The sequence below is a fragment of the Halomonas daqiaonensis genome (assembly GCF_900109725.1).
In the GTDB taxonomy this organism is placed as follows: Bacteria; Pseudomonadota; Gammaproteobacteria; order Pseudomonadales; family Halomonadaceae; genus Halomonas; species Halomonas daqiaonensis.
Genome location: NZ_FOBC01000019.1, coordinates 45,932 through 68,419 on the forward strand (window position 1 = coordinate 45,932; position 22,488 = coordinate 68,419).

Annotated in this window: 21 protein-coding genes; 15 read left to right on the forward strand and 6 right to left on the reverse strand. The window is 64.8% G+C overall.

The window, feature by feature from the left end; genetic code table 11:
* The first annotated feature begins 135 nt into the window (after nucleotides 1-135).
* The 4 genes from hflK to BMY30_RS14235 all read left to right on the forward strand — a co-directional run bounded on the left by hflK (nucleotide 136) and on the right by BMY30_RS14235 (nucleotide 4,989).
* Nucleotides 136-1,356: an FtsH protease activity modulator HflK gene (gene hflK / locus BMY30_RS14220; protein ID WP_089714858.1), complete on the forward strand. Its 1,221-nt coding sequence runs from the start codon at nucleotides 136-138 to the stop codon at nucleotides 1,354-1,356.
* Nucleotides 1,357-2,241 carry a protease modulator HflC gene (hflC, locus tag BMY30_RS14225; protein ID WP_089714861.1) on the forward strand — a complete coding sequence of 295 codons (885 nt, stop codon included), beginning with the start codon at nucleotides 1,357-1,359 and terminating at the stop codon, nucleotides 2,239-2,241. It begins immediately after the preceding gene.
* A gap of 183 nt (nucleotides 2,242-2,424) precedes the next feature.
* Nucleotides 2,425-3,621, forward strand: coding sequence for an ATP phosphoribosyltransferase regulatory subunit (locus BMY30_RS14230; protein ID WP_089714863.1), 1,197 nt, complete (start codon nucleotides 2,425-2,427; stop codon nucleotides 3,619-3,621).
* A gap of 72 nt (nucleotides 3,622-3,693) precedes the next feature.
* Nucleotides 3,694-4,989, forward strand: coding sequence for an adenylosuccinate synthase (locus tag BMY30_RS14235; protein ID WP_089714865.1), 1,296 nt, complete (start codon nucleotides 3,694-3,696; stop codon nucleotides 4,987-4,989).
* An 85-nt stretch (nucleotides 4,990-5,074) separates the two neighbouring features.
* On the opposite strand, the gene cobO is transcribed toward BMY30_RS14235, so the two are convergent.
* Both cobO and BMY30_RS14245 read right to left on the reverse strand, forming a co-directional pair.
* Nucleotides 5,075-5,674: a cob(I)yrinic acid a,c-diamide adenosyltransferase gene (gene cobO, locus BMY30_RS14240; protein WP_089714867.1), complete on the reverse strand. Its 600-nt coding sequence runs from the start codon at nucleotides 5,672-5,674 to the stop codon at nucleotides 5,075-5,077.
* Between the two features lie 67 nt (nucleotides 5,675-5,741).
* Nucleotides 5,742-7,238 (reverse strand): RimK family protein, encoded by a 1,497-nt coding sequence (locus BMY30_RS14245; protein WP_089714869.1) that lies wholly within the window; start codon nucleotides 7,236-7,238, stop codon nucleotides 5,742-5,744.
* 168 nt (nucleotides 7,239-7,406) lie between these two features.
* On the opposite strand from BMY30_RS14245, the gene BMY30_RS14250 reads away from it, so the two are divergent.
* The 4 genes from BMY30_RS14250 (at nucleotide 7,407) to pepN (ending at nucleotide 11,680) form a co-directional block, all read left to right on the forward strand.
* Nucleotides 7,407-7,907, forward strand: a complete 501-nt coding sequence (locus BMY30_RS14250) for a GNAT family N-acetyltransferase (protein ID WP_089714871.1) — start codon at nucleotides 7,407-7,409, stop codon at nucleotides 7,905-7,907.
* Nucleotides 7,908-7,975: 68 nt separating this feature from the next.
* Nucleotides 7,976-8,461 (forward strand): YajQ family cyclic di-GMP-binding protein, encoded by a 486-nt coding sequence (locus BMY30_RS14255; protein ID WP_089714873.1) that lies wholly within the window; start codon nucleotides 7,976-7,978, stop codon nucleotides 8,459-8,461.
* Nucleotides 8,462-8,584: 123 nt separating this feature from the next.
* Entirely contained in the window at nucleotides 8,585-8,962 is a 378-nt protein-coding gene (locus BMY30_RS14260; RefSeq protein ID WP_089714876.1) for a YbaN family protein, read from the forward strand.
* 84 nt (nucleotides 8,963-9,046) lie between these two features.
* Nucleotides 9,047-11,680: an aminopeptidase N gene (gene pepN, locus BMY30_RS14265; RefSeq protein ID WP_089714878.1), complete on the forward strand. Its 2,634-nt coding sequence runs from the start codon at nucleotides 9,047-9,049 to the stop codon at nucleotides 11,678-11,680.
* A gap of 90 nt (nucleotides 11,681-11,770) precedes the next feature.
* Here the strand turns inward: pepN and BMY30_RS14270 are convergent, their stop codons facing one another.
* Nucleotides 11,771-12,058 (reverse strand): hypothetical protein, encoded by a 288-nt coding sequence (locus tag BMY30_RS14270; protein WP_089714880.1) that lies wholly within the window; start codon nucleotides 12,056-12,058, stop codon nucleotides 11,771-11,773.
* A 78-nt stretch (nucleotides 12,059-12,136) separates the two neighbouring features.
* Nucleotides 12,137-13,735 carry a cation:proton antiporter family protein gene (locus BMY30_RS14275; RefSeq protein ID WP_170840151.1) on the reverse strand — a complete coding sequence of 533 codons (1,599 nt, stop codon included), beginning with the start codon at nucleotides 13,733-13,735 and terminating at the stop codon, nucleotides 12,137-12,139.
* Nucleotides 13,736-13,880: 145 nt separating this feature from the next.
* On the opposite strand from BMY30_RS14275, the gene yegS reads away from it, so the two are divergent.
* The 5 genes from yegS to BMY30_RS14300 all read left to right on the forward strand — a co-directional run bounded on the left by yegS (nucleotide 13,881) and on the right by BMY30_RS14300 (nucleotide 18,773).
* A complete protein-coding gene (yegS, locus tag BMY30_RS14280; protein WP_089714883.1) occupies nucleotides 13,881-14,783 on the forward strand; it encodes a lipid kinase YegS in 903 nt (300 codons plus the stop codon).
* Nucleotides 14,784-14,927: 144 nt separating this feature from the next.
* Nucleotides 14,928-15,524 carry a LemA family protein gene (locus tag BMY30_RS14285; protein WP_089714885.1) on the forward strand — a complete coding sequence of 199 codons (597 nt, stop codon included), beginning with the start codon at nucleotides 14,928-14,930 and terminating at the stop codon, nucleotides 15,522-15,524.
* A 10-nt stretch (nucleotides 15,525-15,534) separates the two neighbouring features.
* Nucleotides 15,535-17,454 carry a M48 family metallopeptidase gene (locus BMY30_RS14290; protein WP_089714887.1) on the forward strand — a complete coding sequence of 640 codons (1,920 nt, stop codon included), beginning with the start codon at nucleotides 15,535-15,537 and terminating at the stop codon, nucleotides 17,452-17,454.
* Nucleotides 17,455-17,494: 40 nt separating this feature from the next.
* The gene (locus tag BMY30_RS14295) at nucleotides 17,495-17,923 is read left to right on the forward strand and encodes a VOC family protein (protein ID WP_089714890.1); all 429 of its coding nucleotides are present in this window, start codon (nucleotides 17,495-17,497) and stop codon (nucleotides 17,921-17,923) included.
* A gap of 70 nt (nucleotides 17,924-17,993) precedes the next feature.
* The gene (locus BMY30_RS14300; RefSeq protein WP_089714892.1) at nucleotides 17,994-18,773 is read left to right on the forward strand and encodes an LptM family lipoprotein; all 780 of its coding nucleotides are present in this window, start codon (nucleotides 17,994-17,996) and stop codon (nucleotides 18,771-18,773) included.
* Between the two features lie 122 nt (nucleotides 18,774-18,895).
* On the opposite strand, the gene BMY30_RS14305 is transcribed toward BMY30_RS14300, so the two are convergent.
* Nucleotides 18,896-19,102 (reverse strand): cold-shock protein, encoded by a 207-nt coding sequence (locus BMY30_RS14305; RefSeq protein WP_023005630.1) that lies wholly within the window; start codon nucleotides 19,100-19,102, stop codon nucleotides 18,896-18,898.
* A 315-nt stretch (nucleotides 19,103-19,417) separates the two neighbouring features.
* On the opposite strand from BMY30_RS14305, the gene BMY30_RS14310 reads away from it, so the two are divergent.
* Together BMY30_RS14310 and BMY30_RS14315 are read left to right on the forward strand one after the other, a co-directional pair.
* Nucleotides 19,418-19,843: an NINE protein gene (locus BMY30_RS14310; RefSeq protein ID WP_170840152.1), complete on the forward strand. Its 426-nt coding sequence runs from the start codon at nucleotides 19,418-19,420 to the stop codon at nucleotides 19,841-19,843.
* Between the two features lie 4 nt (nucleotides 19,844-19,847).
* Nucleotides 19,848-20,492: a LysE family translocator gene (locus BMY30_RS14315; RefSeq protein ID WP_089714894.1), complete on the forward strand. Its 645-nt coding sequence runs from the start codon at nucleotides 19,848-19,850 to the stop codon at nucleotides 20,490-20,492.
* On the opposite strand, the gene BMY30_RS14320 is transcribed toward BMY30_RS14315, so the two are convergent.
* Nucleotides 20,489-22,429 carry a transglycosylase SLT domain-containing protein gene (locus tag BMY30_RS14320; RefSeq protein ID WP_089714896.1) on the reverse strand — a complete coding sequence of 647 codons (1,941 nt, stop codon included), beginning with the start codon at nucleotides 22,427-22,429 and terminating at the stop codon, nucleotides 20,489-20,491. The two genes, BMY30_RS14315 and BMY30_RS14320, sit on opposite strands and share 4 nt — an antisense overlap.
* Nucleotides 22,430-22,488 lie beyond the last annotated feature (59 nt).

Below are 22,488 nucleotides of genomic sequence, written 5' to 3' on the forward strand. Positions count from 1 at the left end.
GTCCATTGACGGACAGGCCAGCAACCACGAGACAACAGGGACGCCGGGCTGTGCCGGGTGAACCCGCAGGATCGCAACCGATGTCCGTCGCCGGCACGCCTGGCGGCGGGATGCAATGCATAGTGGAGACGACGTATGGCCTGGAATGAGCCTGGTGGTGGCAACCAGCACGACCCCTGGAGTGGGGGTGGCCGCGGTGGTAGTGGCGGCGGGGGCAAGGGCGGTGGCAATCAGGGACCGCCCGACCTCGACGAGGCCCTGAAGAAGTTTCAGGACAAGCTCAACAACATGCTGGGTGGACGCGGGGGCAAGAAAGGTGGCTCCGGCGGCAAGGGCGGCGGTGGCAAGCCTCGCAATGCCTTCACCCTGCCGGGCCTGCTGATCGTGGTCGCCCTGGCCATCTGGGCAGCCTTGGGCTTCTACCTGGTCGACCAGTCCGAGCGCGGGGTGGTGCTGCGCTTCGGCGAGTTCCAGGAGGTGGTCACACCGGGCCTGCAGTGGAACCCCCCGCTGATCGACGACGTGCGCATGGTCAACGTGACCCGCGTGCGCTCGGTCACCCAGACCCAGTCGATGCTGACCCAGGATGAGAACATCGTCTCGGTCGAGATCTCGGCTCAGTATCAGGTCTCCGACCCGCGCGACTACGTGCTCAACGTGCGCAACCCCGAGCTCAGCCTCGAGAACGCGCTGGACAGTGCCTTGCGCCACGTGGTCGGCGGTACCGACATGATCGACATCCTCACCTCCGGGCGTGAAATCCTCGGCAGCTCGGTGGCCAGTCGCCTTCAGTCCTACCTGGACAACTACGGCACCGGCATCCTGCTGCAGACGCTCAACGTCGAGTCCACGGCACCGCCCGACGCCGTTCAGGATGCCTTCGATGACGTCATCCGGGCCCGCGAGGATCGCCAGCGCACCATCAACCAGGGTATCGCGTACGCCAACGCCATCATCCCCGAGGCACAGGGCCAGGCCCAGCGCCTCGTCGAGCAGGGCCAGGGCTATCGTGAATCCGTGGTCGCCGAGGCTGAGGGCCAGGCCAGCCGCTTCAATGCGCTGCTCGGCCAGTATGAGGATAACCCGTCGATCATGCGTGAGCGCCTCTACCTCGATGCCCTCAGTGAAGTGTACGGCGAGACCGCCAAGGTGATGGTCGATGTATCCGAGAACAGCCCGCTGATGGTCCTGCCGCTCGAGCGCCTGAGTGGTGCCGGAACCTCGGGAGCGAGTGCCCAGTCGGGTAACGACGAGGGGCTGGATCCGCGCGTGCTCGAGCGCATGCGTTCAAGCCAGTCGTCGAGCAGCAACAGCAATAACAGCAGCAACAGTGGAATCCGCAGGGAGGGCCGCTAAATGATCAATAATCGTTCCCTGCTCATCGTCGGTGGCCTGGCCGCCGTGGCCTGGCTGGCCAGCAACAGCCTCTATGTGGTCGACGAGACAGAACGCGCGGTCAAGCTGCGCTTCGGCGAGATCATCGAGGAGAATATTCAGCCGGGGCTGCACTTCAAGGTGCCGATCACCCAGACGGTACGCACCTTCGATACCCGGCTGCTGACGCTGGATACCGATCCCAGTCGTTACCTGACCCTGGAGCAGAAGGCGGTAATCGTAGACTCCTACGTCCAGTGGCAGGTGGTCAATCCGACCCAGTACTACGAGGCCACGGCCGGCGACGAGCTGATGGCCAGCCGATTGATCCAGCCGCGGGTCGACGAGAGCCTGCGTAACGAGTTCGGCCGCCTGAACCTGCAGCAGATCATCGCCGAGCGTCGCGACGACCTGATGACCGGCCCCACCGAGGAACTCGACAAGCTGCTGCGCGACGAACTGGGTGTGGCGGTGCGCGACATTCGTGTCAAACGCATCGACCTGCCGGAGGACGTGTCATCCGCCGTGTATGAGCGCATGCGTTCCGAGCGTGAGCGCCAGGCGCGCGAATGGCGTGCCCAGGGCCAGGAGGAGGCCGAGCGGATCCGCGCCAACGCCGATCGCCGCCGCCAGGTGCTGCTGGCCCAGGCCCGCGCCCGTTCGGAGACCCTGCGCGGTGAGGGCGATGCCGAGGCCGCCGCGATCTTCTCCGATGCCTACGGCAAGGATGAGGAGTTCTTCAGCTTCTGGCGCAGCCTCAACGCCTATCGCGAAAGCTTCGCGGGTGACGGCAACATGCTGGTGCTGGATCCCTCCAGTGACTTCTTCCAGTACCTCAAGAGTCCACAGGGCACTAGCGAGGAGTGACGTCGATGGGCGGCGCACCGCCCACTGGCCGGGGTTCAACCGGCCCGTAAACATGGTAGAATCCTGAAACCGGGCGTGGCCCGGTTTTTTTGTGGCCACTCCACCCCGGCGCCCCCGTTCGCCAGCACCCTCGCGCGACTCGGGCATTGCCCAGGCCAATCATCGTCTTGCAGGATGAACGACATGACCATCGCTGACCGCTGGCTGCTCCCCGACGGCATGGACGAGGTGCTGCCGCCCCAGGCCAGCCGAATGGAGGAGTTGCGCCGTGCGCTGCTCGACCTCTATCACCGCTGGGGCTACGATCAGGTGATGCCACCACCGGTGGAGTTCCTGGACTCCCTGCTCACCGGGACCGGTACCGACCTCGATCTGCAGACCTTCAAGCTGACCGATCAGATGACCGGCCGCATGATGGGCGTGAGTGCCGACGTCACCCCTCAGGTGGCGCGCATGGATGCCCATTCCCTGCGCCGTCAGGGGCCGGTGCGGCTCTGCTACTGCACTAATGTGCTACGTGCCAAGGCCGACCAGCATCAGGGTGGTCGCAGCCCGGTGCAGGTCGGCGTGGAGCTCTTCGGCCATGCCGGCCTGGAGGCCGACCTGGAGATCCTGCGCCTGGCACTGGCCAGTCTGGAAACCGCCGGTGCCCAGGAGATCCACCTGGCGTTGGGCCATATCGGCATCTACCGCAGCCTGGTGCAGACTGCAGGGCTCGACGCCGATCAGGAGCGCGCGCTGTTCGACGCCCTGGCACTCAAGTCACCGGGCGAACTGGCGGCGCGCGTGGAGGAGAGCGTACGCGATCCGGGACTGGCGGCGATGTTCCGTGCACTGGGTGACCTGCACGGGGGGCTCGAGGTGCTGGAGGCGGCTCGCGAGGCCTTCGAGGAGGCTCCCCAGCCCGTGGGCGCAGCGCTGGATCAGCTGCATGCCCTGGTTGACGGCGTGCTCGCCGAGTATCCCGGGATCGCACCTTACTTCGACCTGGCCGAGCTGAGGGGCTACCAGTACCACACCGGCATGATGTTCGCCGCCTACGTGCCGCATTACGGGCAGGCACTGGCCAAGGGCGGGCGCTACGACGACACCGGCCGCGCCTTCGGCCGCGCCCGTCCGGCGACCGGCTTCTCCATGGACCTCAAGCTGCTGGCCACCCTGGCCCCCGAGGAGCCCGAGCCGGACGGTATCTGGGCCCCGGCCGAAGGAGAGGGTCTGACGGAGGTCCTCCAGGCGCTCCGCCAGCAGGGCGAACGGGTCGTCCAGGCGCTGCCCGGGCAGCGCACCGGTCCGGTGGAACATCACTGCGATCGCCGGCTGGAACGTATCGACGGTCGCTGGGAGCCGCGCCTCCTGGGGACGCTACAGGACCGGGCCTGAGGGCTTGCGGTCAATGACTTCGGCCCTGGGCCTGGACACGGGCGCGGCGCCGCAACGAGAGACGAGAGCACAATGGGCAAGAATGTAGTCGTACTGGGCACCCAGTGGGGTGACGAAGGCAAGGGCAAGGTGGTCGACCTGCTCACCGAATCCGCGTCTGCGGTGGTGCGCTTCCAGGGGGGGCACAACGCCGGGCATACCCTGGTCATCGACGGCGAGAAGACCGTCCTGCACCTGATTCCGTCCGGCATCCTGCGCAATGACAAGATCTGCGTGATCGGCAACGGCGTTGTGCTGTCGCCCGAGGCGCTGATGGAAGAGATCCGTGAACTGGAGAGCAAGGGCGTGCCGGTGCGCGAGCGCCTGCGCCTGTCGCCGGCCTGCCCGCTGATCCTGCCCTACCATGTGCGCCTGGACCAGGCCCGCGAGAAGGCCCGGGGTATCGCCAAGATCGGTACCACCGGCCGCGGCATCGGCCCGGCCTACGAGGACAAGGTGGCGCGGCGCGGCCTGCGTCTCGGCGATATCCTCCACCGCGAACGTTTTGCCTCCAAGCTCGGCGAGGTGCTGGATTACCACAACTTCGTGCTGACCCAGTACCACGGCGAGAAGCCGGTGGATTTCCAGCAGGTACTGGACCAGGCGATGGCCATGGCCTTGGAGCTTCGCCCCATGGTCTGCGATACCGTGAGCCTGGTTCACGAGATGCGCCGGGCCGGCGAGAACATCCTCTTCGAGGGGGCCCAGGGCTCGCTGCTGGATATCGATCATGGCACCTATCCTTTCGTGACCAGCTCCAACACCACCGCCGGTGGCACCGCCACCGGCTCGGGGGTGGGGCCGCTCTATCTGGACTATGTGCTGGGCATCACCAAGGCCTACACCACGCGGGTTGGCTCCGGTCCCTTCCCGACCGAGCTGTTCGACGATCATGGTCGTCACCTGGCCGAGAAGGGGCATGAATTCGGTGCCACCACCGGCCGCCCGCGCCGCTGTGGCTGGTTCGATGCCGTGGCGCTACGTCACGCCGTTCAGATCAACTCCGTGTCGGGCATCTGCCTGACCAAGCTCGACGTGCTCGACGGTCTGGAGAACATCCGCGTCTGCGTGGGCTACCGCAGCAAGGATGGCGAGGTGCTCGACACCCCGGTGGACTCCGAGGGCTATGAAGCCATCGAGCCGCTCTATCAGGACCTGCCGGGCTGGAGCGAGTCCACCCTAGGTGTTCGTCGCGTCGAGGACCTGCCCGCCAATGCGCGTTCCTATATCAGCTTCCTGGAGGAGAAGGTCGGTACCTCCATCGACATCATCTCCACCGGGCCGGACCGTAACGAGACCATCGTGCTGCGCAATCCCTTCGATGGCTGACGGGCAGCGCGGATAGTCGAGGATGGAAGTGTGAGATGAAAGGCCCCTCCTAAGAGGGGCCTTTCGGGTACTGGGCGGCGGCGGATCAATAATCGATGCCGCGGCGGGCCTGGAGGCCTGAGTTGAAGGCGTGGCGTACCTCCTGCATCTCGGTGACGGTGTCCGCCATGGCCAGCAGGTCGCGGTGGGCGTTGCGCCCGGTGACGATCACCGTCTGCTCCGGCGGACGGGTGTCGATGGCGTGCTTCACCGTCTCGATGTCCAGATAGCCGAACTTGAGCATGTAGGTGATCTCGTCGAGCACCACCAGGTAGACGTCAGGGTCGGCGAGCATTCTCTCGGCGTCGGCCCATACCTCGCGGCAGGCGGCGGTATCCGCTTCGCGGTTCTGGGTATCCCAGGTGAAGCCGGTGGCCATGATGGCGACCTCGAGGTTGGGGTCCTCGCCCAGCCGCTCGCGCTCGCCGCACTCCCACAGCCCCTTGATGAACTGCACCACGCCAGCCTTGTAGCCATAGCCCAGGGCGCGCGTCACGGTGCCCCAGGCGGCGGTGGTCTTGCCCTTGCCGTTGCCGGTGAAGACCAGCAGCAACCCTCGCTGCTCGGTGGCCTCGGCGACCTTCTGGTCGACGCGGGACTTGAGTTTCTGCATGGCCTGCTGGTGGCGGGTATCGCGATCGCTCATCGGGGCTCCAACTCTTGTACAAGGCTTGTCTAGAAAGGCGACAGCATACGCGAGCAGGCCTGTCGCGTCAGCTAGCCTGTCTAACCCGTTCCTCCATGCGGGTGAGGAAGACCGCCATGATGCGCTCATAGAGCGCACGACCGAGCACGGCGTCCTCGACGCCGGCATCCACGTTGGGGTTGTCGTTGACCTCGATCACCACCACCCGGTCACCGGACTGCTTGAGATCCACGCCGTAGAGACCGTCGCCGATCAGCCGTGTGGCCTTGAGCGCCGCCTTGATGACGGCCGCAGGGACCTCGGCGGGGTTGTGGGTGGTGAAGCCGCCGCTCTTCACCCGGCCGCCTGAGTGGTCGTAGATCTGCCAGTGGCCGCGGGCCATGTAGTAGCGGCTGGCGAACAGCACCTGGCCGTCGAGCACGCCGATACGCCAGTCATACTCCGTGGGTAGCCATTCCTGGAGCAGCAGCAGGGCCGAGGTGGCGAACAGCCGGCTGGCCTCCCGTTCGAGCTGCTCCGTCGATTCGACCTTGACGATGCCCCGCGAGAAGGCGCCGTCGGGAATCTTCAGCACCAGCGGGAAGCCGAGGCCCGCGATCCGCTCGGCCAGTGGGCGGCGGTCGCCGCGCTTGAGCAGGATCCCCGACGGCGCCGGAACGCCGCGGGCCCGCAGCAGGGCGTGCAGGAAGACCTTGTTGGTACAGCGCAGGATGTCCCGGGGAGCGTCGATCACCACCAGTCCTTCATGTTCTGCCAGCCGGGCCATGCGGTAGGTATGATGATCGAGGGCGGTGGTCTCGCGGATGAAGAGGCCGTCGAACTCGGCGAGCCGGCCGGCATCCTTGCGGGTGATGAGCGAAACATCGATGCCGAGCTTGCGTCCGGCGCGGATGAAGGCCTTCAGTGCACCGCGATTGCTGGGAGGCAGGGCCTCCTGCGGATCGACCAGGATTGCCAGGTCGAAGCGGTAGCGGCGCCGCGCCTTGGGTGAGCGCCATACCTTGCGGGAGTGACGGTTGAGGGCAGTGGCGAACAGGTCCTGCTCTCCCGGCGCCAGGTCGCGCAGGTGCAATGGCCTCAGTCGCGATAGTTGCCAGATACCGTGGCGACGCACCAGGCGGGCCTCGAGCAATGGGCAGGGCAGTCGCTCGAAGAGCCGGCGTGCCAGCCTCGCGAGCCCCGGCTCTCGACACTCTCCGAACAGCACACGCAGGGTCAACTGATCGCCGGGCAGCGAACCCTGGCGGGCCAGGTCGCCGAGCAGCGGCGCCATGTCGTCGAGCTGAAGGTCGACCAGGGCCTTGCGGCCCAGCGCATTGAGGGTCTCGACTGCAGGCAGGACACGTTGCCCTCGCGCCTGGGCCAGCAGCGAGACATAGTAGCCCGTGCCCAGGTAGTCGAATTCGCTGCACAGGTTGATCACATGGGTGGTGCGATCCTGGTCGTCGGTGATGCGGTGTTGTCGGTCCTGGGCAAGGAAGTCATCGGCGGTGATCAGGTCCTCGGAAGGATAGTAGGGCCGCCAGTCTTCCAGTCGGTCGACGACGATGCGCAGCGGACACATGGTTGGGCTTCCGTGCTGGGCGGCGGGGTGCCGCCGGAATGCGGCCAGCATGCTCCTGAGCTCGCTCTCGGACAAGTCAGGATTCGTGTGAAAAGATTTCATGGTCAACGCCGCTGACAGCGATAATGACCATGATCACAATCGTGCCGAGATGTCGGGAGATTCGAGATGACCGTTACCCTGCGCCAAGCCCTCGGTCATGACCTGGATGCACTGTATCGCCTGGAGCAGGTAGCCTTCAGTGGCGACCGTTTCAGTCGTCGCCAGCTCTGGCATCTGCTCAACCGCGCAAATGCCCTGACCCTGGTCGCGGAGCGCGATGCCGAGGATCTCTCGCCAATGCGGCTGCTGGGCTATGGCACCCTGCTGTTTCGACGCGGCACCCGTCGTGCCCGACTCTATTCCTTCTGCGTGCATCCCGAGGCTCGGGGTACTGGCTTGGGCCGGCGGCTGCTGGAAGCCCTTGAGGCCGAGGCACGAGAGCATGACGCCGAGGTGCTGGGCCTCGAGGTGCGCGTCGACAATAGCGTGGCGCTGGAACTCTACCGCCGGATGGGCTTTCGTCCGGAGCGCTGGCTGAGCGACTACTACGAGGACGGCTGTGCTGGCTGGCAGATGGCCAAGGCGTTGCTGCCCGAGAAGGAGGCCGCGCAGGCGGATGAGGGCTGATAGAATCACGTTATTCGTCTCCCTGCACCATCGACCAATCCTCTATCATCCATCTACTGGGACTGCCTATGCCCTCCTTCGATATTGTTTCCGAGTTCGACAAGCACGAAGCCAGCAATGCCGTGGATCAGGCCAACCGGGAGATCCAGACCCGTTTCGATTTCAAGGGCGTCACGGCGAGTTTCGAGCTCAATGGCGAGACTGTCTCCCTCGAAGCCGAGGTCGACTTCCAGCTCAAGCAGATGCTCGACGTGCTACGCAACAAGCTGATTGCACGCGGCATCGACGCCCGCTGCATGGATGTCCAGGAACCGGAGCTCTCGGGGGTCCGGGCGCGCCAGGAGGTGACCCTCAAGCAGGGACTCGATCAGAAGGAGGCCAAGGACGTCGTCAAGCGCATCAAGGAGAGCAAGCTGAAGGTGCAGGCCCAGATTCAGGGGGAGAAGGTTCGGGTTACCGGCAAGAAGCGCGATGACCTCCAGGCCGTCATGGCCCTGCTGCGCGGGGAGAGCGGCCCCGACCTGCCGCTGCAGTTCGATAACTTCCGTGACTGAGGGCCGCCGTCGAGGCCTTGATCCAGGACAGCACGATGGGATTCATAGGCGTTGGCGATTGGCACGGGGTGGCAAAATGCTCTTCAATGAAGGGAATATCGGTCTTTCGGGAGTGAGCGATTGATGCCCGTCGTTCGTCGTATCGCCTTCCTCGCCCTGGCCTGGGTCAGTTTCGGGCTGGGCGTGGTGGGTGCCTTTCTGCCGCTGCTGCCGACCACCTGCTTCATGCTGCTGGCGGTGTGGGCGGCCTCGAAGGGGTCACCGCGCTTCGCCCTGTGGATCCGTGAGCATCCACGCTTTGGCCCCGCCGTGGTGGCTTGGGAGTGTGAGCGGGCGATTCCCCGTCATGCCAAGTGGCTCGCCTCCGCCATGCTGATTGCCTCGATGCTGATATTGGCATTCACCGTGAGCCTTTGGTGGCTCAAGCTGTCGCTCATCGCTGGTCTCTTCCTGGTGGGGGTCTGGATCCTGTCGCGTCCCGAACCCGTTGTCACCCAGTAATCGAGGGCGTTCTTCGCATTGCTTTGAGCTCCGGGCGCGGGGCCCCGTACAATGGTTGGCTATCACCGACAGGAGCCATCCTCGATGTCAGAACCGCAGCCGACCTATCTGAGTGACTACCGTCCGCCCGCCTACCGTGTGACCCGTACCGAACTGACCTTCGACCTCGACCCGAATGCCACCCGGGTCAAGGCGCGTCTGCACGTCGAGCGCCACCCGGAGCATCAGCCCGGTGTTCCCTTGGAACTCGACGGCGAGCAGCTGGCACTCAAGGCCATCGCCATCGACGGTCAGCCGCTGCAGCCGGACGAGTACGAGGTCGACGAGGCCAGACTGGTCGTGCATCGGGTGCCGGAAGCTTTCCTGCTCGACACCGAGGTCGAGATCTCGCCCGACGCTAACACGGCCCTGTCGGGGCTCTACCGCTCGAGCGGCATGTTCTGCACCCAGTGCGAGGCCGAGGGCTTCCGCCGCATTACCTTCTATCCGGATCGTCCCGATGTCATGGCCACCTTCTCCACCACTGTGATTGGCCGCGCGGAGCAGGAGCCAGTGCTGCTCTCCAATGGCAACCCGGTGGAACGTGGCGAGTTGCCCGGCGGTCGCCACTTCGTCACTTGGGAAGACCCGTACCCCAAACCCAGCTACCTGTTCGCCCTCGTGGCCGGTGACCTCAGCAAGGTCGAGGATCACTTCACTACCGCCAGCGGGCGTGATGTCATCCTGCAGATCTGGGTCGAGGAGGAGAACCTCGACAAGACCGACCATGCCATGGCGTCCCTGAAGCGTGCCATGCAGTGGGACGAGGAGGCCTACGGCCGGGAATACGACCTCGACCTGTTCATGATCGTGGCGGTCAACGACTTCAACATGGGCGCCATGGAGAACAAGGGCCTCAACATCTTCAACTCGGCGGCAGTGCTGACGCATCCCCACACCGCCACCGATGCGGCCTTCCAGAGCGTCGAGGGCATTGTCGCCCACGAGTACTTCCACAACTGGTCGGGCAACCGGGTCACCTGTCGTGACTGGTTCCAGCTCTCCCTGAAGGAGGGCTTCACGGTGTTCCGTGATCAGTGCTTCTCGGCGGACACCAACTCGGCGCCGGTCAAGCGCATCGAGGACGTCTCCTTCTTCCGCACCGCGCAGTTCGCCGAGGACGCCGGTCCCACCGCTCACCCGGTGCGGCCCGACCACTACATCGAGATCGGCAACTTCTACACCCTGACTATCTATGAGAAGGGTGCCGAGATCGTGCGCATGCTCTCGAACCTGGTGGGGGAGGAGGCCTTTCGTCGCGGCAGTGACCTCTACTTCGCGCGCTTCGACGGCCAGGCCGTGACCATCGAGGATTTCGTGGACTGCATGGCCGAGGCCTCGGGCCAGGATCTCTCCCAGTTTATGCTCTGGTACTCCCAGGCGGGTACGCCGGAGATCGACGCCCACGGCGATTACGACTATGCCACCGCCGAGTACCGCCTCATCCTGCGTCAGCGAACCCCGGCGACGCCGGGCCAGCCGGACAAGCAGGCCTTGCACATCCCGGTGCATCTGGGCCTGGTGGGTACCAAGTCCGGTCGCGACCTGCGGCTGACCCTGGATGGCGAGTCGCTGGGCAGCGACGCGGTGATCCACCTGCGTGAGGAAGAGCAGGAGTTCCTCTTCACCGATGTCAGCGAGGCTCCGATACCTTCGTTGCTGCGCGGCTTCTCGGCGCCGGTCAGGCTGCACTTCCCCTACGGCCGCGAGGACCTGGCGTTCCTGCAGGCCAAGGACTCCGACGGCTTCAACCGGTGGGACGCCGGGCAGCGTCTGGCCCTGCTGGCGCTGGAAGACCTGATCGCGGCCCATCGCAATGGCGTCGAGAAGGTGATGGACCCGCGGGTGGTCGAGGCCTTCCGTAGCCTGCTGGCGGCGGAGGCTGACGACAAGGCAGTGCTGGCCCAGATGCTGACGCTGCCCTCCGAGGCCTACATCGCCGAGCAGCAGGCACTGGTCGACGTGGATGCCATCCATGCGGCTCGCACCTTCGTCAAGCAACGCCTTGCCTTGGCGCTGCGCGACGACTTCCTGCGGGTCTATGAGGCGCATGGAATCGACGCTCCCTATGCCCCGGAGCCCGAGCAGATCGCCGCACGTAGCCTGAAGAACGTGGCGCTCTCCTATCTCATGGCCATCGAGGACGAGGCCGGGCTCGAACTCGCCCACGAGCAGTTCGAGGCCGACCACAACATGACCGATGTGCGCCATGCGCTGACTCTGCTGGTGCACAGCTCACGCGGTGACATCGCCGACCCGGCCCTCAAGGCCTTCGGCGAGAAGTGGGCCCATGACCCGCTGGTGATGGACCAGTGGTTCGCCATCCAGGTCAGCCGCCCGCAGCCGGACGTACTCGATCGCGTCAAGTTCCTGATGGAGCATCCGGCCTTCTCGTTGAAGAATCCCAACAAGGTACGCGCGTTGATCGGGACGTTCGCCAACCAGAATCCGGTGAATTTTCACCGCGATGACGGGGCAGGCTATCGGTTGCTCGCCGATACCGTGATCGAGCTCAACCGCCTCAATCCGGAGATCGCCGCCCGCATGATCACCCCGCTGACGCGCTGGGCACGCTTCGACGAGACGCGCCAGGAGCTGATGAAGGGAGAACTCGAACGCATCCGCGCGGAGGAGCTCTCACCGAATGTCTATGAGGTGGTGGAGAAAGCTCTCGCCTGAGAAAGAGCGATTTGCTGCTTCAAAAAACAAGCACCGGCCAGCGGGCGGTGCTTTCAGTGCATTAAATGCAGCAGCAAATCCTCCGCCCAATCACCGGATCAGCCAGCTGAGCACCGTCACCCCCAGCAGCCACCAGATCAGGGTGGCGAGGATGGCGGTTCGCATCAGTGCGGCGACGCCTTTCCAAAGTAGCCACAGGCCGATTACCAGCACCACCAGATTGATCAGCGTTAGGGGAATGCCCAGCGAATCGGAAAGGCCTTGCATGAAGCTGCGGGCCGCATCGCCGATGCCCGCAAAGAAGCCGGTGAGGCCATCGACGATGAATCGGATGAATTCACCGAAGGCGTTGCCGATGAAGGCGAAGACGTCGTCCATGGCTTGGAGTTCCAGAGAAGGGAGAGATCGAGATCGTATGCCGAGTATCGCGAGAAGCACCTCAGGGTGACAAGCCGCTTACCCTAGTTGACTGGCACGGGAGACGACTCCTGCCTCTTCGGCAGCGCTGTCCGCCAGCGCCCGGCCGGCCTCGTCATAGACATGAAAGACCGCATTGGCGCCGAGTTCGCGGATCGGTTCAATCTCCTCGGGGTATTCCACTACGGCGGTGATCTTGCCCGGGAACTCCCTGGAACGCAGCTGCTTCAGGGCGAAGAGGTTACCGGCATGATGAGGCATGGCCAGCACCACCACCTGAACGCCATGGGACATCAGCAGCTTGTCCCAGAAGTCCGAGTCTACGGCGTCACCTTCGAGGATATTGAAGCCTCGTTCCCCTAGCTTCTTGACGCTCTGGGGATTGCTGTCGATACCCAGGACACGAAGTCCATATTCCTTCTGCAAGCGACGGTAGACGCTACGACCGATGCGGCCCATGCCCAGGACGACTGCCTCGGCATCGCCGACCTCGATCGGGCGATCGCTTGGTGAGAGTTCATCCATGTCGATGGGCGGGAGCCGTGGTTCAAGCCAGCGATAGAGCCGCTCGCTGAAGCCATTGAGTATCGACGAGAACCCGAAACTCAGCGCTACCGCCAGAGAAATCACCACCAGCCATTCCCCCGGGAGCCAGTTACGTGACACGGCGATGGCGCCCACGATGAGGCCGAACTCCGAGTAGTTGGACAGGCTCAGGGTGGCCAGCAGAGACGTGCGGTGTCTCATCCGGAAACGCATGAAGATCAGCTGGTAGATCAGGCTCTTCAGCGGCAAGACAAACACCAGCAGCATGGCGATACCGAGCATCTCCGTACTGGGCATCGCCGTCAGCCCGATGCTCAGGAAGAACCCCACCAGCAACAGCTCCTTAAGGCTGAACATCGAGCGAGCGAGGGTCTGCGCCGCGGGGTGGGGTGCCAGCAGTAGCCCGATGATCAGGGCCCCCAGGTCGCCCTTCACGCCGACCGATTCGAAGAGGGCATAGCCCAGCACGAGGGCCAGCAGCATGCCAAACAGCATCTGCATTTCACCATGGCCGAGCCGATCGAGCAGGGCACGCAGTGCGGGTGCCAGGGGGATCAGCAACACCAGGCCCAGGGCCCAGGGGCTGGGTAGTTCCCCGGTGGAGGCGGTAATGAAGATCACTGCGAAGATGTCCTGCATGATCAACACGCCGATGGCAAGGCGCCCGTAGGCCGTCTGGGTCTCGCTGCGCTTCTCGAGCACCTTTACCACGAAGACGGTGCTGGAAAACGAGAGCGCGAATCCCAGCAGAGTCAGGGTGTGCCAGCCCGTTCCGTCCAGCAGTCCCAGCCCCAGCCATTTGAACAGCGAAAGCAGCGCCACCATCAGTACCGTTGAAGCCAGCATGTGCAGGGAGGCGCCACCCCAGACGTCCCGGCGCAACAGGGTGCGCACGTCGAGCTTCAGGCCAATGGTGAACAGCAGCAGCGTGACCCCGATGCCTGACAGGGTGTCGAGCAGTGGGGTCTTGTCGTACCCCAGGGCGTTGAGCACAAAGCCGCCAGCGAGGAAGCCAACCATGGGCGGTAGACGTAGCCCCAGAGCCGCCATGCCGCCAAGAAAGGCGGCGAGAAGAAAGGCCGGTTCGATCATGCCCGCTCCCTGTTCAGCATGCTTCGCAAAGACAGGTAGTGTAGGGAAATCGTAAGCTGATTGGCATTCATGATTCGACGTATGCCGTTATATTCGGTATCGGTGTCATGCTTTGAATAGGACGAAACAGGCGAGAGGAGCGCGAATGGCCAGGTTGATCCTCAATGGCAAGGCGGCGCAGCTGCCGGCGGTGAGGGAGGCGGTGTTTGCCCGTCGCAAGGCGGGAGACAGCATCGATGTCAGCGTCACCTGGGAGCAGGGTGATGCCGCCTGCATGGCGGAGCAGGCTGGCCACGACGGCGTCGAGCGGGTGATCGTCGGCGGTGGTGATGGCACGATCAACGAGGTGGTCAATGGCTTGATGAGGCTCTCTCCCGAGCAACGGCCCATCCTGGGAATCTTGCCCCTGGGCAGCGCCAATGATCTGGCTACCTCGCTGGGGCTGCCGTTGGCCTGCGAATCTGCCCTGGCCTCGGCCCTTCACCTTCCCGAGCGGTATGTCGACGTGCCGAGACTGGATGACTGGCACTTCCTCAACATGGCCACCTGTGGCTTCGGTGCCGAGATCACCTCCTCCACCCCCAAGGCTCTCAAGCGCCTGCTAGGTGGAGGTGCCTACTCGCTGATCGGTGCCATCAAGGCCTGGGGCTTTCGGCATTACCCCGGCGTTCTTCGCTGGGAGGGGGGTGAGCGCCGCGCCGAGGTCTTCATGCTGGCTATCGGCAATGGCCGCCAGTCGGGCGGTGGACAGGAATTGACGCCACAGGCCACGCTGGACGACGGTCTGCTCGACGTGCTGCTGCTGCATGATGTCACCTCCCTGGGACGGCTACGCGCCATGCGCCAAGAGCTGGCGTCGCGTCCCGCCCGGGGCAGCTACGTCGATGCCTTCCGCTCGGACTGGCTGGCCTTCGAGGCAGAGGAGGAGCTGCCGGTGACTCTGGATGGCGAGCCCGTGCACCGACGGCGGTTTCAGGTGGCCATCAGCCCTGGTGCATTGGCGCTGGCAGTCCCGCAAGATTGTCCGCTCTTCTCGCACCCGCCATGAGGCAATGTCCCAGGGTCAGGCCTACGCTTTGTCTGAAAACTGCCTGCACTCGCTCATGCGGCGTTACACTCTGGATTCAGGAACAACGGCTCGGGGGCGAGTGATCAAGGTACTCATCCTCTGTCGGCAAGGAGTCACGACACCATGGACCTATCGCTGATCATCCCCGTCGTGCTGGTGGGTGCCCTGCTGATCTACGGCGTCTCCATCTACAATCGCCTGGTGACACTCAAGAATCGCTACCAGAATGCCTTCGCTCAGATCGAGGTGCAGCTTAAGCGTCGGCATGACCTGATTCCCAACCTGGTGGAGACCGCCAGGGCCTACATGAGCCACGAGCGCGAGACCCTGCAGGCGGTGACCGAGGCGCGCAACGCCGCCGAGGTCGGCCTGCGGAATGCCGCGTCGCGCCCCGGCGAGCCAGGTGCCATGGCCGAACTGGCCGGCGCCGAGGATGCGCTGGGCGCGGCCCTCGGGCGCCTCAACGTGGTGATGGAGGCTTACCCGGACCTCAAGGCCTCCGACAATATGCAACAGCTCTCCGAGACCCTCACCAGCACCGAGAACCGGGTGGCCTTCGCTCGCCAGGCCTTCAACGATGCGGTGATGCAGTACAACACCTATCGTCAGAGCTTTCCCCCGGTGTTGCTGGCCGGCTCCTTCGGCCACAAGCAGGATGCGGCCCTGCTGGAGTTCGCCGACAGCGCCGAAATCCAGTCGGCGCCCCGGGTGAGCTTCTGAACCGGCCCTCATGGACTTCTTCACGGCCCAGGATCGCGCCCGTCGCCTGACCGGTCGGCTGGTCCTGCTGCTGGGGCTGGCGGTGGTGGTGCTGATCGTCGTCACTTCCGTGGTGGTGGCCATTGCGGTGGTGCTGCTCGATGGGGGTCCCTATACCGGAGCCGCCCTAGAGCGAGCCCTGCAGTCGCGACTGCTTCTCGCGGTGGCGACGGTTGTGATCCTGGTAGTGGGACTGGGGAGCCTCGTCCGGCACCTGCAACTGCGCGCGGGGGGCAGTGTGGTGGCCGAGGCCCTGGGCGGTCGCCCGCTCAATCTCGAGACTCGTGATGTCAATGAACGCCAGCTGATCAACCTGGTGGAGGAGATGGCCATTGCCTCCGGCATGCCGGTGCCACTGGTCTATTTGCTGGAGGACCCGGCGATCAACGCCTTCGCAGCCGGACACGAGCTCGACGATGTGGCCATCGGCGTCACCCGTGGCGCCATCGAAGCCCTCGACCGCGATCAGCTGCAGGGGGTGATCGCCCATGAGTTCAGCCACATCCTCCACGGCGACATGCGGATCAACCTGCGGCTGGTGGCGCTGCTTCACGGCATCCTGGTGATCGGCCTGATCGGTCGCATGCTGCTGCATGCCTCGGGTAGTGGACGCCGCATGCGCTCTCGACGGGGCAGGGGACATGCCGCGGTGCTGGGCCTTGGAGCGGCACTGATGGTGGTGGGTTATGCCGGCACCCTGTGCGGCAATCTGATCAAGGCCGCGGTGAGTCGTCAGCGCGAGTTCCTGGCCGATGCCAGCGCCGTGCAGTACACCCGCAACCCCGAAGGCATCGGCGGGGCGTTGAAGGTGCTGGCCGCGCACCGCCTTGGTTCGCGGCTGCTGGCCTCTCATGCCGCGGAGTTCAGCCACCTCTATTTTGGCAGCGGTGTCCGCTCCCTGTCGCGCCTGACCGCCACCCACCCTCCCCTGGAGGCGCGGATTCGCCAGGTCCTGCCGAGCTGGGACGGCAGCCTGCCGCCTCCTCCGACGATCCGCGTGCCACGGCCCCAGCAGTCTGCTACTCCCACGCCCGGCGGGGCGCAAGGAAGCACCCCTCAGGCCTCGGGGGCGCTGGCCGCGGCGGTGGTGGCCAGCGTGGGTCGGCCGAGTGCCGAGGATATCGCCCATGCTCGCCGGCGCCTCGGCGAGATCGACGAGCGCCTGTTCGAGGCCGCCCATGAGCCCTTTGCCGCCCGGGCGCTGGTCTACGGGATCCTGATGGGGGCTGACCCCAGCAGTCGCGAGGCTCAACGCCAGGCGCTGAAGGGCCAGGCGCTGCCCGAGGTGCTCCGTGAGCTCGAGGTCCTCGACGCTCCCTTGTCGGGATTGGCGCCCGGACAGCGACTGCCACTGATCGAGCTGGCACTGCCGGCACTGCGACAGCTCTCCGCGGCCCAGCATGCCCGCTTCCAGGCCTGCCTGCGCCGGCTGATGGCCTTGGAGATTCGCGCTGGTGCGCTGCAGTGGGCCCTGCACCGGCTGGTGATCCAGGGCATTCAGGGGGAGCGGCGAGCTCGTCGTGATCGTCACCTGGCGGACCTGGCCGGACCGCTGTCGCTGCTGCTCTCGACGTTGGCGCGGGCCGGCCAGCAGGACGAGGAGCAGGCCCGGTCCGCCGTCGAGCGGCTCGCCTCGGTGCTGGGCGTGACCCTGGATTTCGTCAGCGAGCCGGCCCTTGCCAGCGACCTCGACTGGGCCATGGCACGGCTGGTGCGCCTTGTTCAGGCTGAACGGAGGCCCTTGCTGGTGGCCATGAGCTGCTGTGTAGAGCACGACGGCCGGATCGATCCCGAGGAGGCGGAGCTCTTGAGTGTCGTGGCCTGGACGCTGGGTTGTCCGCTGCCGTCCGCGGAACGGTCGGCTGGCCAGGCGGAGACCGGGACGGCATGATGAAGGCTCCTGACCCTCATACCATTCGGAGGACACCGTAATGCTCACTCCCTTCCACCTGGCCGTACAGGTCCGCGACCTGGCCGAGGCGCGGCGCTTCTACGGTGAGTTGCTGGGCTGTCCGGAAGGTCGCGCCAGCGATACCTGGATCGATTTCAATCTCTATGGCCACCAGTTCGTCTGTCACCTGAACCCTGCCCTGAGGGAGAAGGGAATCGACGATCACCGCAACCCGGTGGATGGCCATGGCGTGCCGGTGCCACACTTTGGAGTGGTGCTGGAGATGGCCGATTGGGAGGCCCTGGTCGACCGCCTCACCGCGGCAGGGGTGCGCTTCGAGATCGAGCCCTATATCCGCTTCCGTGGTGAACCCGGCGAGCAGGCCACCATGTTCTTCCGGGACCCAAGCGGCAATGCCATCGAATTCAAGGCGTTCCGTGACATCGCCGGTCAGTTGTTTGCCACCTGAGGCGCGACGTCGCCTTGCGGCAGCGGAGCCGCTCTGGTGCAATATCGACCCTTTCGTCAGGAGCAAGAGAATGGCAATGAAACCCTGGATACCGCTGATTGCGGCCATGGCGCTGGCCATCGGACTCGCCGGTTGCGGTAATGGTGATGACGAGCCTGCTCCGGCCGAGATCGAAGAGACGCAGGAAGAGCCCTCTCAGCCTGTCGCCGACGTGGAAGAAGAACCAGCGGCCGCCCAACAGGCCGAGTCGCCCACGGACGATCAGCCTGCCACGGCGGATGACATGGATGTCGCGGACGAGATGGATGTCGACACCGAGGGTGAGATAGACCTCGAGGCCGAGGGTGACGTGGACGCCGAGGCCGAGACCCTGGGCGAGTCACCGGCCGATACCTTGGATGAGGGTGCCGCCCTGCCCGGCGAGACGACCCGCTCCGATGTCGATGACATCATCGAGGAGACCGAGCGGCGCTTCGAGGAAGCCAGCCGTCGTATCGACGAGCAGTTCGAGAGCGCCGAGGAAGGGACGCCCGAACTCGAGCCCATGGAGGGGTCGCCCGAGTTCGAGCCTATGGAGTCACCGGAGCTCGAGCCCATGGAATCGTCCGATATCGAGTCGGATATCGGGATCGACGTGTCGCCCGGCAGTGATCTGGATGAGCAGGAGGCATTGCCAGGGGAGAGTACCAGCTCGGACATCGACGCGATCCTCGAGGAAACCGAGAAGCGCTTCGAAGAGGCGAGCCGCAGGATCGACGAGCAGTTCGAGGAGGCGGAGCAGCGGGCACCGGGGGCATCGTCGGAACTCGATACGCTCGAACTCGATAACACGGACGGCTCCGGCAATTGAGGCGTCCTCTCGTGAGGTTCCCTGCAAATACGCCCGGTATGAAAAAGGCCCACCGAATGGTGGGCCTTTCCCTTGGCAACCGCTCGGCAAGGCCGCTCGGTTACTTCCGGATCAACCGAGGATCAGTCGGCGGGCCGGATGTTGGAGGCCTGAAGGCCTTTCTTGCCCTGGGTCACTTCGAAGGTGACCTTCTGGCCGTCCTGTAGGGACTTGAAGCCTTCAGCTTGAATTTCGGAGAAGTGAGCGAACAGGTCATCACCGCCGTCGTCCGGAGAGATGAAGCCGTAGCCTTTGGTGTCGTTGAACCACTTGACAGTGCCAGTTGCCATCGTCGATTTCCTTAACTAACTAAATAATGGTGCTGGGCCGGCGAGGCGTATCCTCGCTGCAGACCCGTAATGCGTCGGCAAGGCAAGAGGGAAGTGCGCACCGGGTGTATCGAAGAAATCGAAATACAACTGACGACTTTTCTGCTTGCAAACCAACGCAGCGGATAGTGCAACAGCGCCAGGGTTGCGTCAACACGGTGCCACAGGGAGACTGGCGCTGTGCCCGCAAAATTACTGTAGATGCTAAGCCGGTTAGCGTCCAGCCTGCATCGCGCCCGTTTCAACCATCCCGTTCCACCCATGGAAGAGAGTCCCATGACGCATACGCAAATTTCCTCCCGGGACACGCACAGCAAGCTGATCGGCTACCTGCTGTGGCTGTTCGGATTCCTCGGCGCCCACCGTTTCTACTACGGCAAGCCGGTCACCGGCACGATCTGGTTCTTCACCCTGGGACTGCTGGGGATCGGTTGGCTGATCGACCTCTTCCTGATCCCATCAATGGACCGCCAGGCCGACCTGCGCTTCCAGGCCGGCCCCATTAACTACACCCTGGCCTGGCTGCTGCTCACCTTCCTGGGGGTGTTCGGCATTCATCGTTTCTATCTTGGCAAGTGGCTGACCGGCATTCTCTACCTGCTGACGTTCGGGCTCTTCGGTCTCGGGGTGCTCTACGATTTCTGGACCCTCAACGACCAGATCTCCGTGCGACATGCCCGTCGCGACATCGCCAACGGCTGAGCCCATGTTCTTCGATGCACAGTTCTGGCCCTTCCTGGTGGCCATTACCCTGTTGAGCATGAGCCCGGGGGTCGACACCCTGCTGGTGATCCGCAATACCGCCAGAGGTGGAGTGCGCGATGGCGTGGTGACCAGCCTGGCCATCTGCTGTGGGCTCTTCGTGCACGCGACGGTTTCAGCGCTGGGGATTTCGTTGATCCTGTTGCAGTCGGCCTGGGCCTTCGGCCTGCTCAAGCTGGCCGGCGCTGCCTATCTGGTTTGGCTGGGCATGAACAGCCTGAGGGCGGCCCGGCGGGGCCGGGGGCTTCCCGTGGGCGGTGTACAGGCTGTGAGGCAGGCCGTGCCGCTGTGGCGCCCCCTGCGCGAAGGGCTGCTCTCCAACGTGCTCAATCCCAAGACGGTGGTCTTCTACATGGCCTTCCTGCCGCAGTTCATCGCGCCCGGCGATCCAGCACTGGCCAAGTCGCTGTGGCTGGCCGGGGTACATTTCGTAGTCGCTAACCTGTGGCAGGTGGCCATCGTGGTGATGGTGGGCAGCGCCGGCCGCTGGCTGGGAAGTCCGTCGTTCTCCCGCTGGCTCAACGGCATCACCGGTACGGTGCTGGTCGGCTTCGGCATCAAGTTGGCACTGACGCGCCAGCCGGGCTAGTTCCTGGCCAGCAGCGAGCGATCATAGCGCACCGTCTTCTCCGCCGGACTCAGCATCGTCACGCCGGCACTTTCGCCCCCTCTGGCAAGGCTCTCGAAGATCACCCGATAGGCGAGCACGGCCTGCACATAGTTGCGGGTCTCGCGGAAGGGGATGCTCTCGACGAAGAGGTCGAACTCTTGCGGTGAGTCGCGCAGCCAGCGGTCGACCCGGCTGGGGCCGGCATTGTAGGCGGCAGTGGCAGCCAGGCGGTTGCCACTGTAGCGCTCGATCAGCTCGCCGAGGTAGGTGCTGCCCAGGCGGATATTCACCTCGGGCTCGAGAACGCCGTAGGGGCCGGGATCACCGATGCCCAGGCCCCGGCCGAGCTGGGCGGCGGTGGCTGGCATCAGTTGCATCAGGCCCCGGGCGCCGGCGGGAGAGAGGGCCACGGGATTGTAGGCGCTTTCGCGCCGGGCGATGCCCATCAGCAGATAAGGGTCGACGCCGGTGACGCCGCCCCAGTGCAGGAAGTCGTCGCGATAGGCCTCAGGAAAGCGCCACGCCAGGGCGTCCCACATCTGGCCGACGATGGTAGTCTGCACCAGTTCGGGGAGCCAGCCCTGCTGCGCGGCATAGTCGGCCAGGGCCCGGGCCTCCTCCGGAGTGGCACGGGCTACGGCCCGGTACCATTCGCTGTTGGCAAGCCCTGGTTCGTCGATCCGCCGTAGCGCCTCAGTGCGCTGCACCGTCGGCCAGTCGGCGACATCTCGGCGGGTCGCCGCGTCGATGGTGTTACGCTCCAGGTTCAGGGCATAGGGGCGATCCAGGCGATCGGCAGCGGCAAAGCCGAAGAAATTGCGTTCATTGGCAGCCGCGGCAAAGGCCTTCTCAGCGGTGACGAGATCACCCTGCTGTTCCAAGGCGCGCCCTACCCAGTACTGCCAGCGCGCCTCCTGCCGCGTCTCGTCGGGCATGCGATGCACCCAGTCGATGACCTCCGGCCAGTCACGCTCGGCCAGGGCTGAGCGCACACGAAGTTCCAGCAACTCGGCATCGCCGAGGCGGGCCACGACCTCGTCGCGCCAGCCACCGTGCTGGTCGATATCGCGAACCATGGCGTAGAAGGCCAGGTCACGCTCGATGGCGTCGCGGTGGCGGGCCTCCAGCGACAGGTGAGGGGAAATCTTGCGCCAGGCCTCCAGCGCCGCCTCGGTGTCGGCGCGGGTGAAACCGTGCATGGCCGCGGTAAACAGTGGTCCACTGCCCTGGCAGGCGGGCCCGGCGCAGGCCGGGGCTTGCGTCACGGCCGCATAGTCCTTGCGGAGTCGCTCGACACTGGCCCTGGCGGACTGCCAGTCGGCATTCAGTTGCCGACCCAGGTAGCTCATCAGGCCGGTCTCCCCGGCCTGCCAGGCGAGCATCATGCGCTCCCAGATATGGGTCTGGCCGATCTCACCTCGGGCGCGCAGGGTGTCAAAGAGAGTGTCGCAGGCATCCGGCTGGGAGCGGCCGACGAGCCAGAGGTCTCGACCGCCTTGAGCGGCGGCTTCCGGTTTGCGGTCGAGCAGGGCGGTGTAGTAGTAGCACTGACGAGCGGTACCCTCGGGAACGCCGTCGGCGACCGCCAACAGGCTGGACGCGCGCCCAGCTTGGCCATACTGGATGATGGCCTGGCCGCGCATCCAGTCGCTGAGCGGAGAATCCTCATGTCGCTCGATGTAGGCCAGTACCCGGTCGGGGTCGATATCCGGGAGGTTCGCGCGCAGCCGGTGATAGTCGACGTAGCCGGCGAGTACATGCTCCTCGATGGTGTCCTGGTCGATCTTTTCCCACTGGGCGTTGCGGGCCGCCTCCAGGGCTTCTCGCATGGTGCGGTCGTCGGCCTGGCCGGCCAGGGGCAGGCTGCAAAGGATGGCGGCGATGAGGGTCTTGCAGTGGCCGAGTGACAGGGACATATCGTTCGTGACCTCTTGTGGTTCGCGGTCGTCAGTCCACCATGGTGGCCGATGGCAAG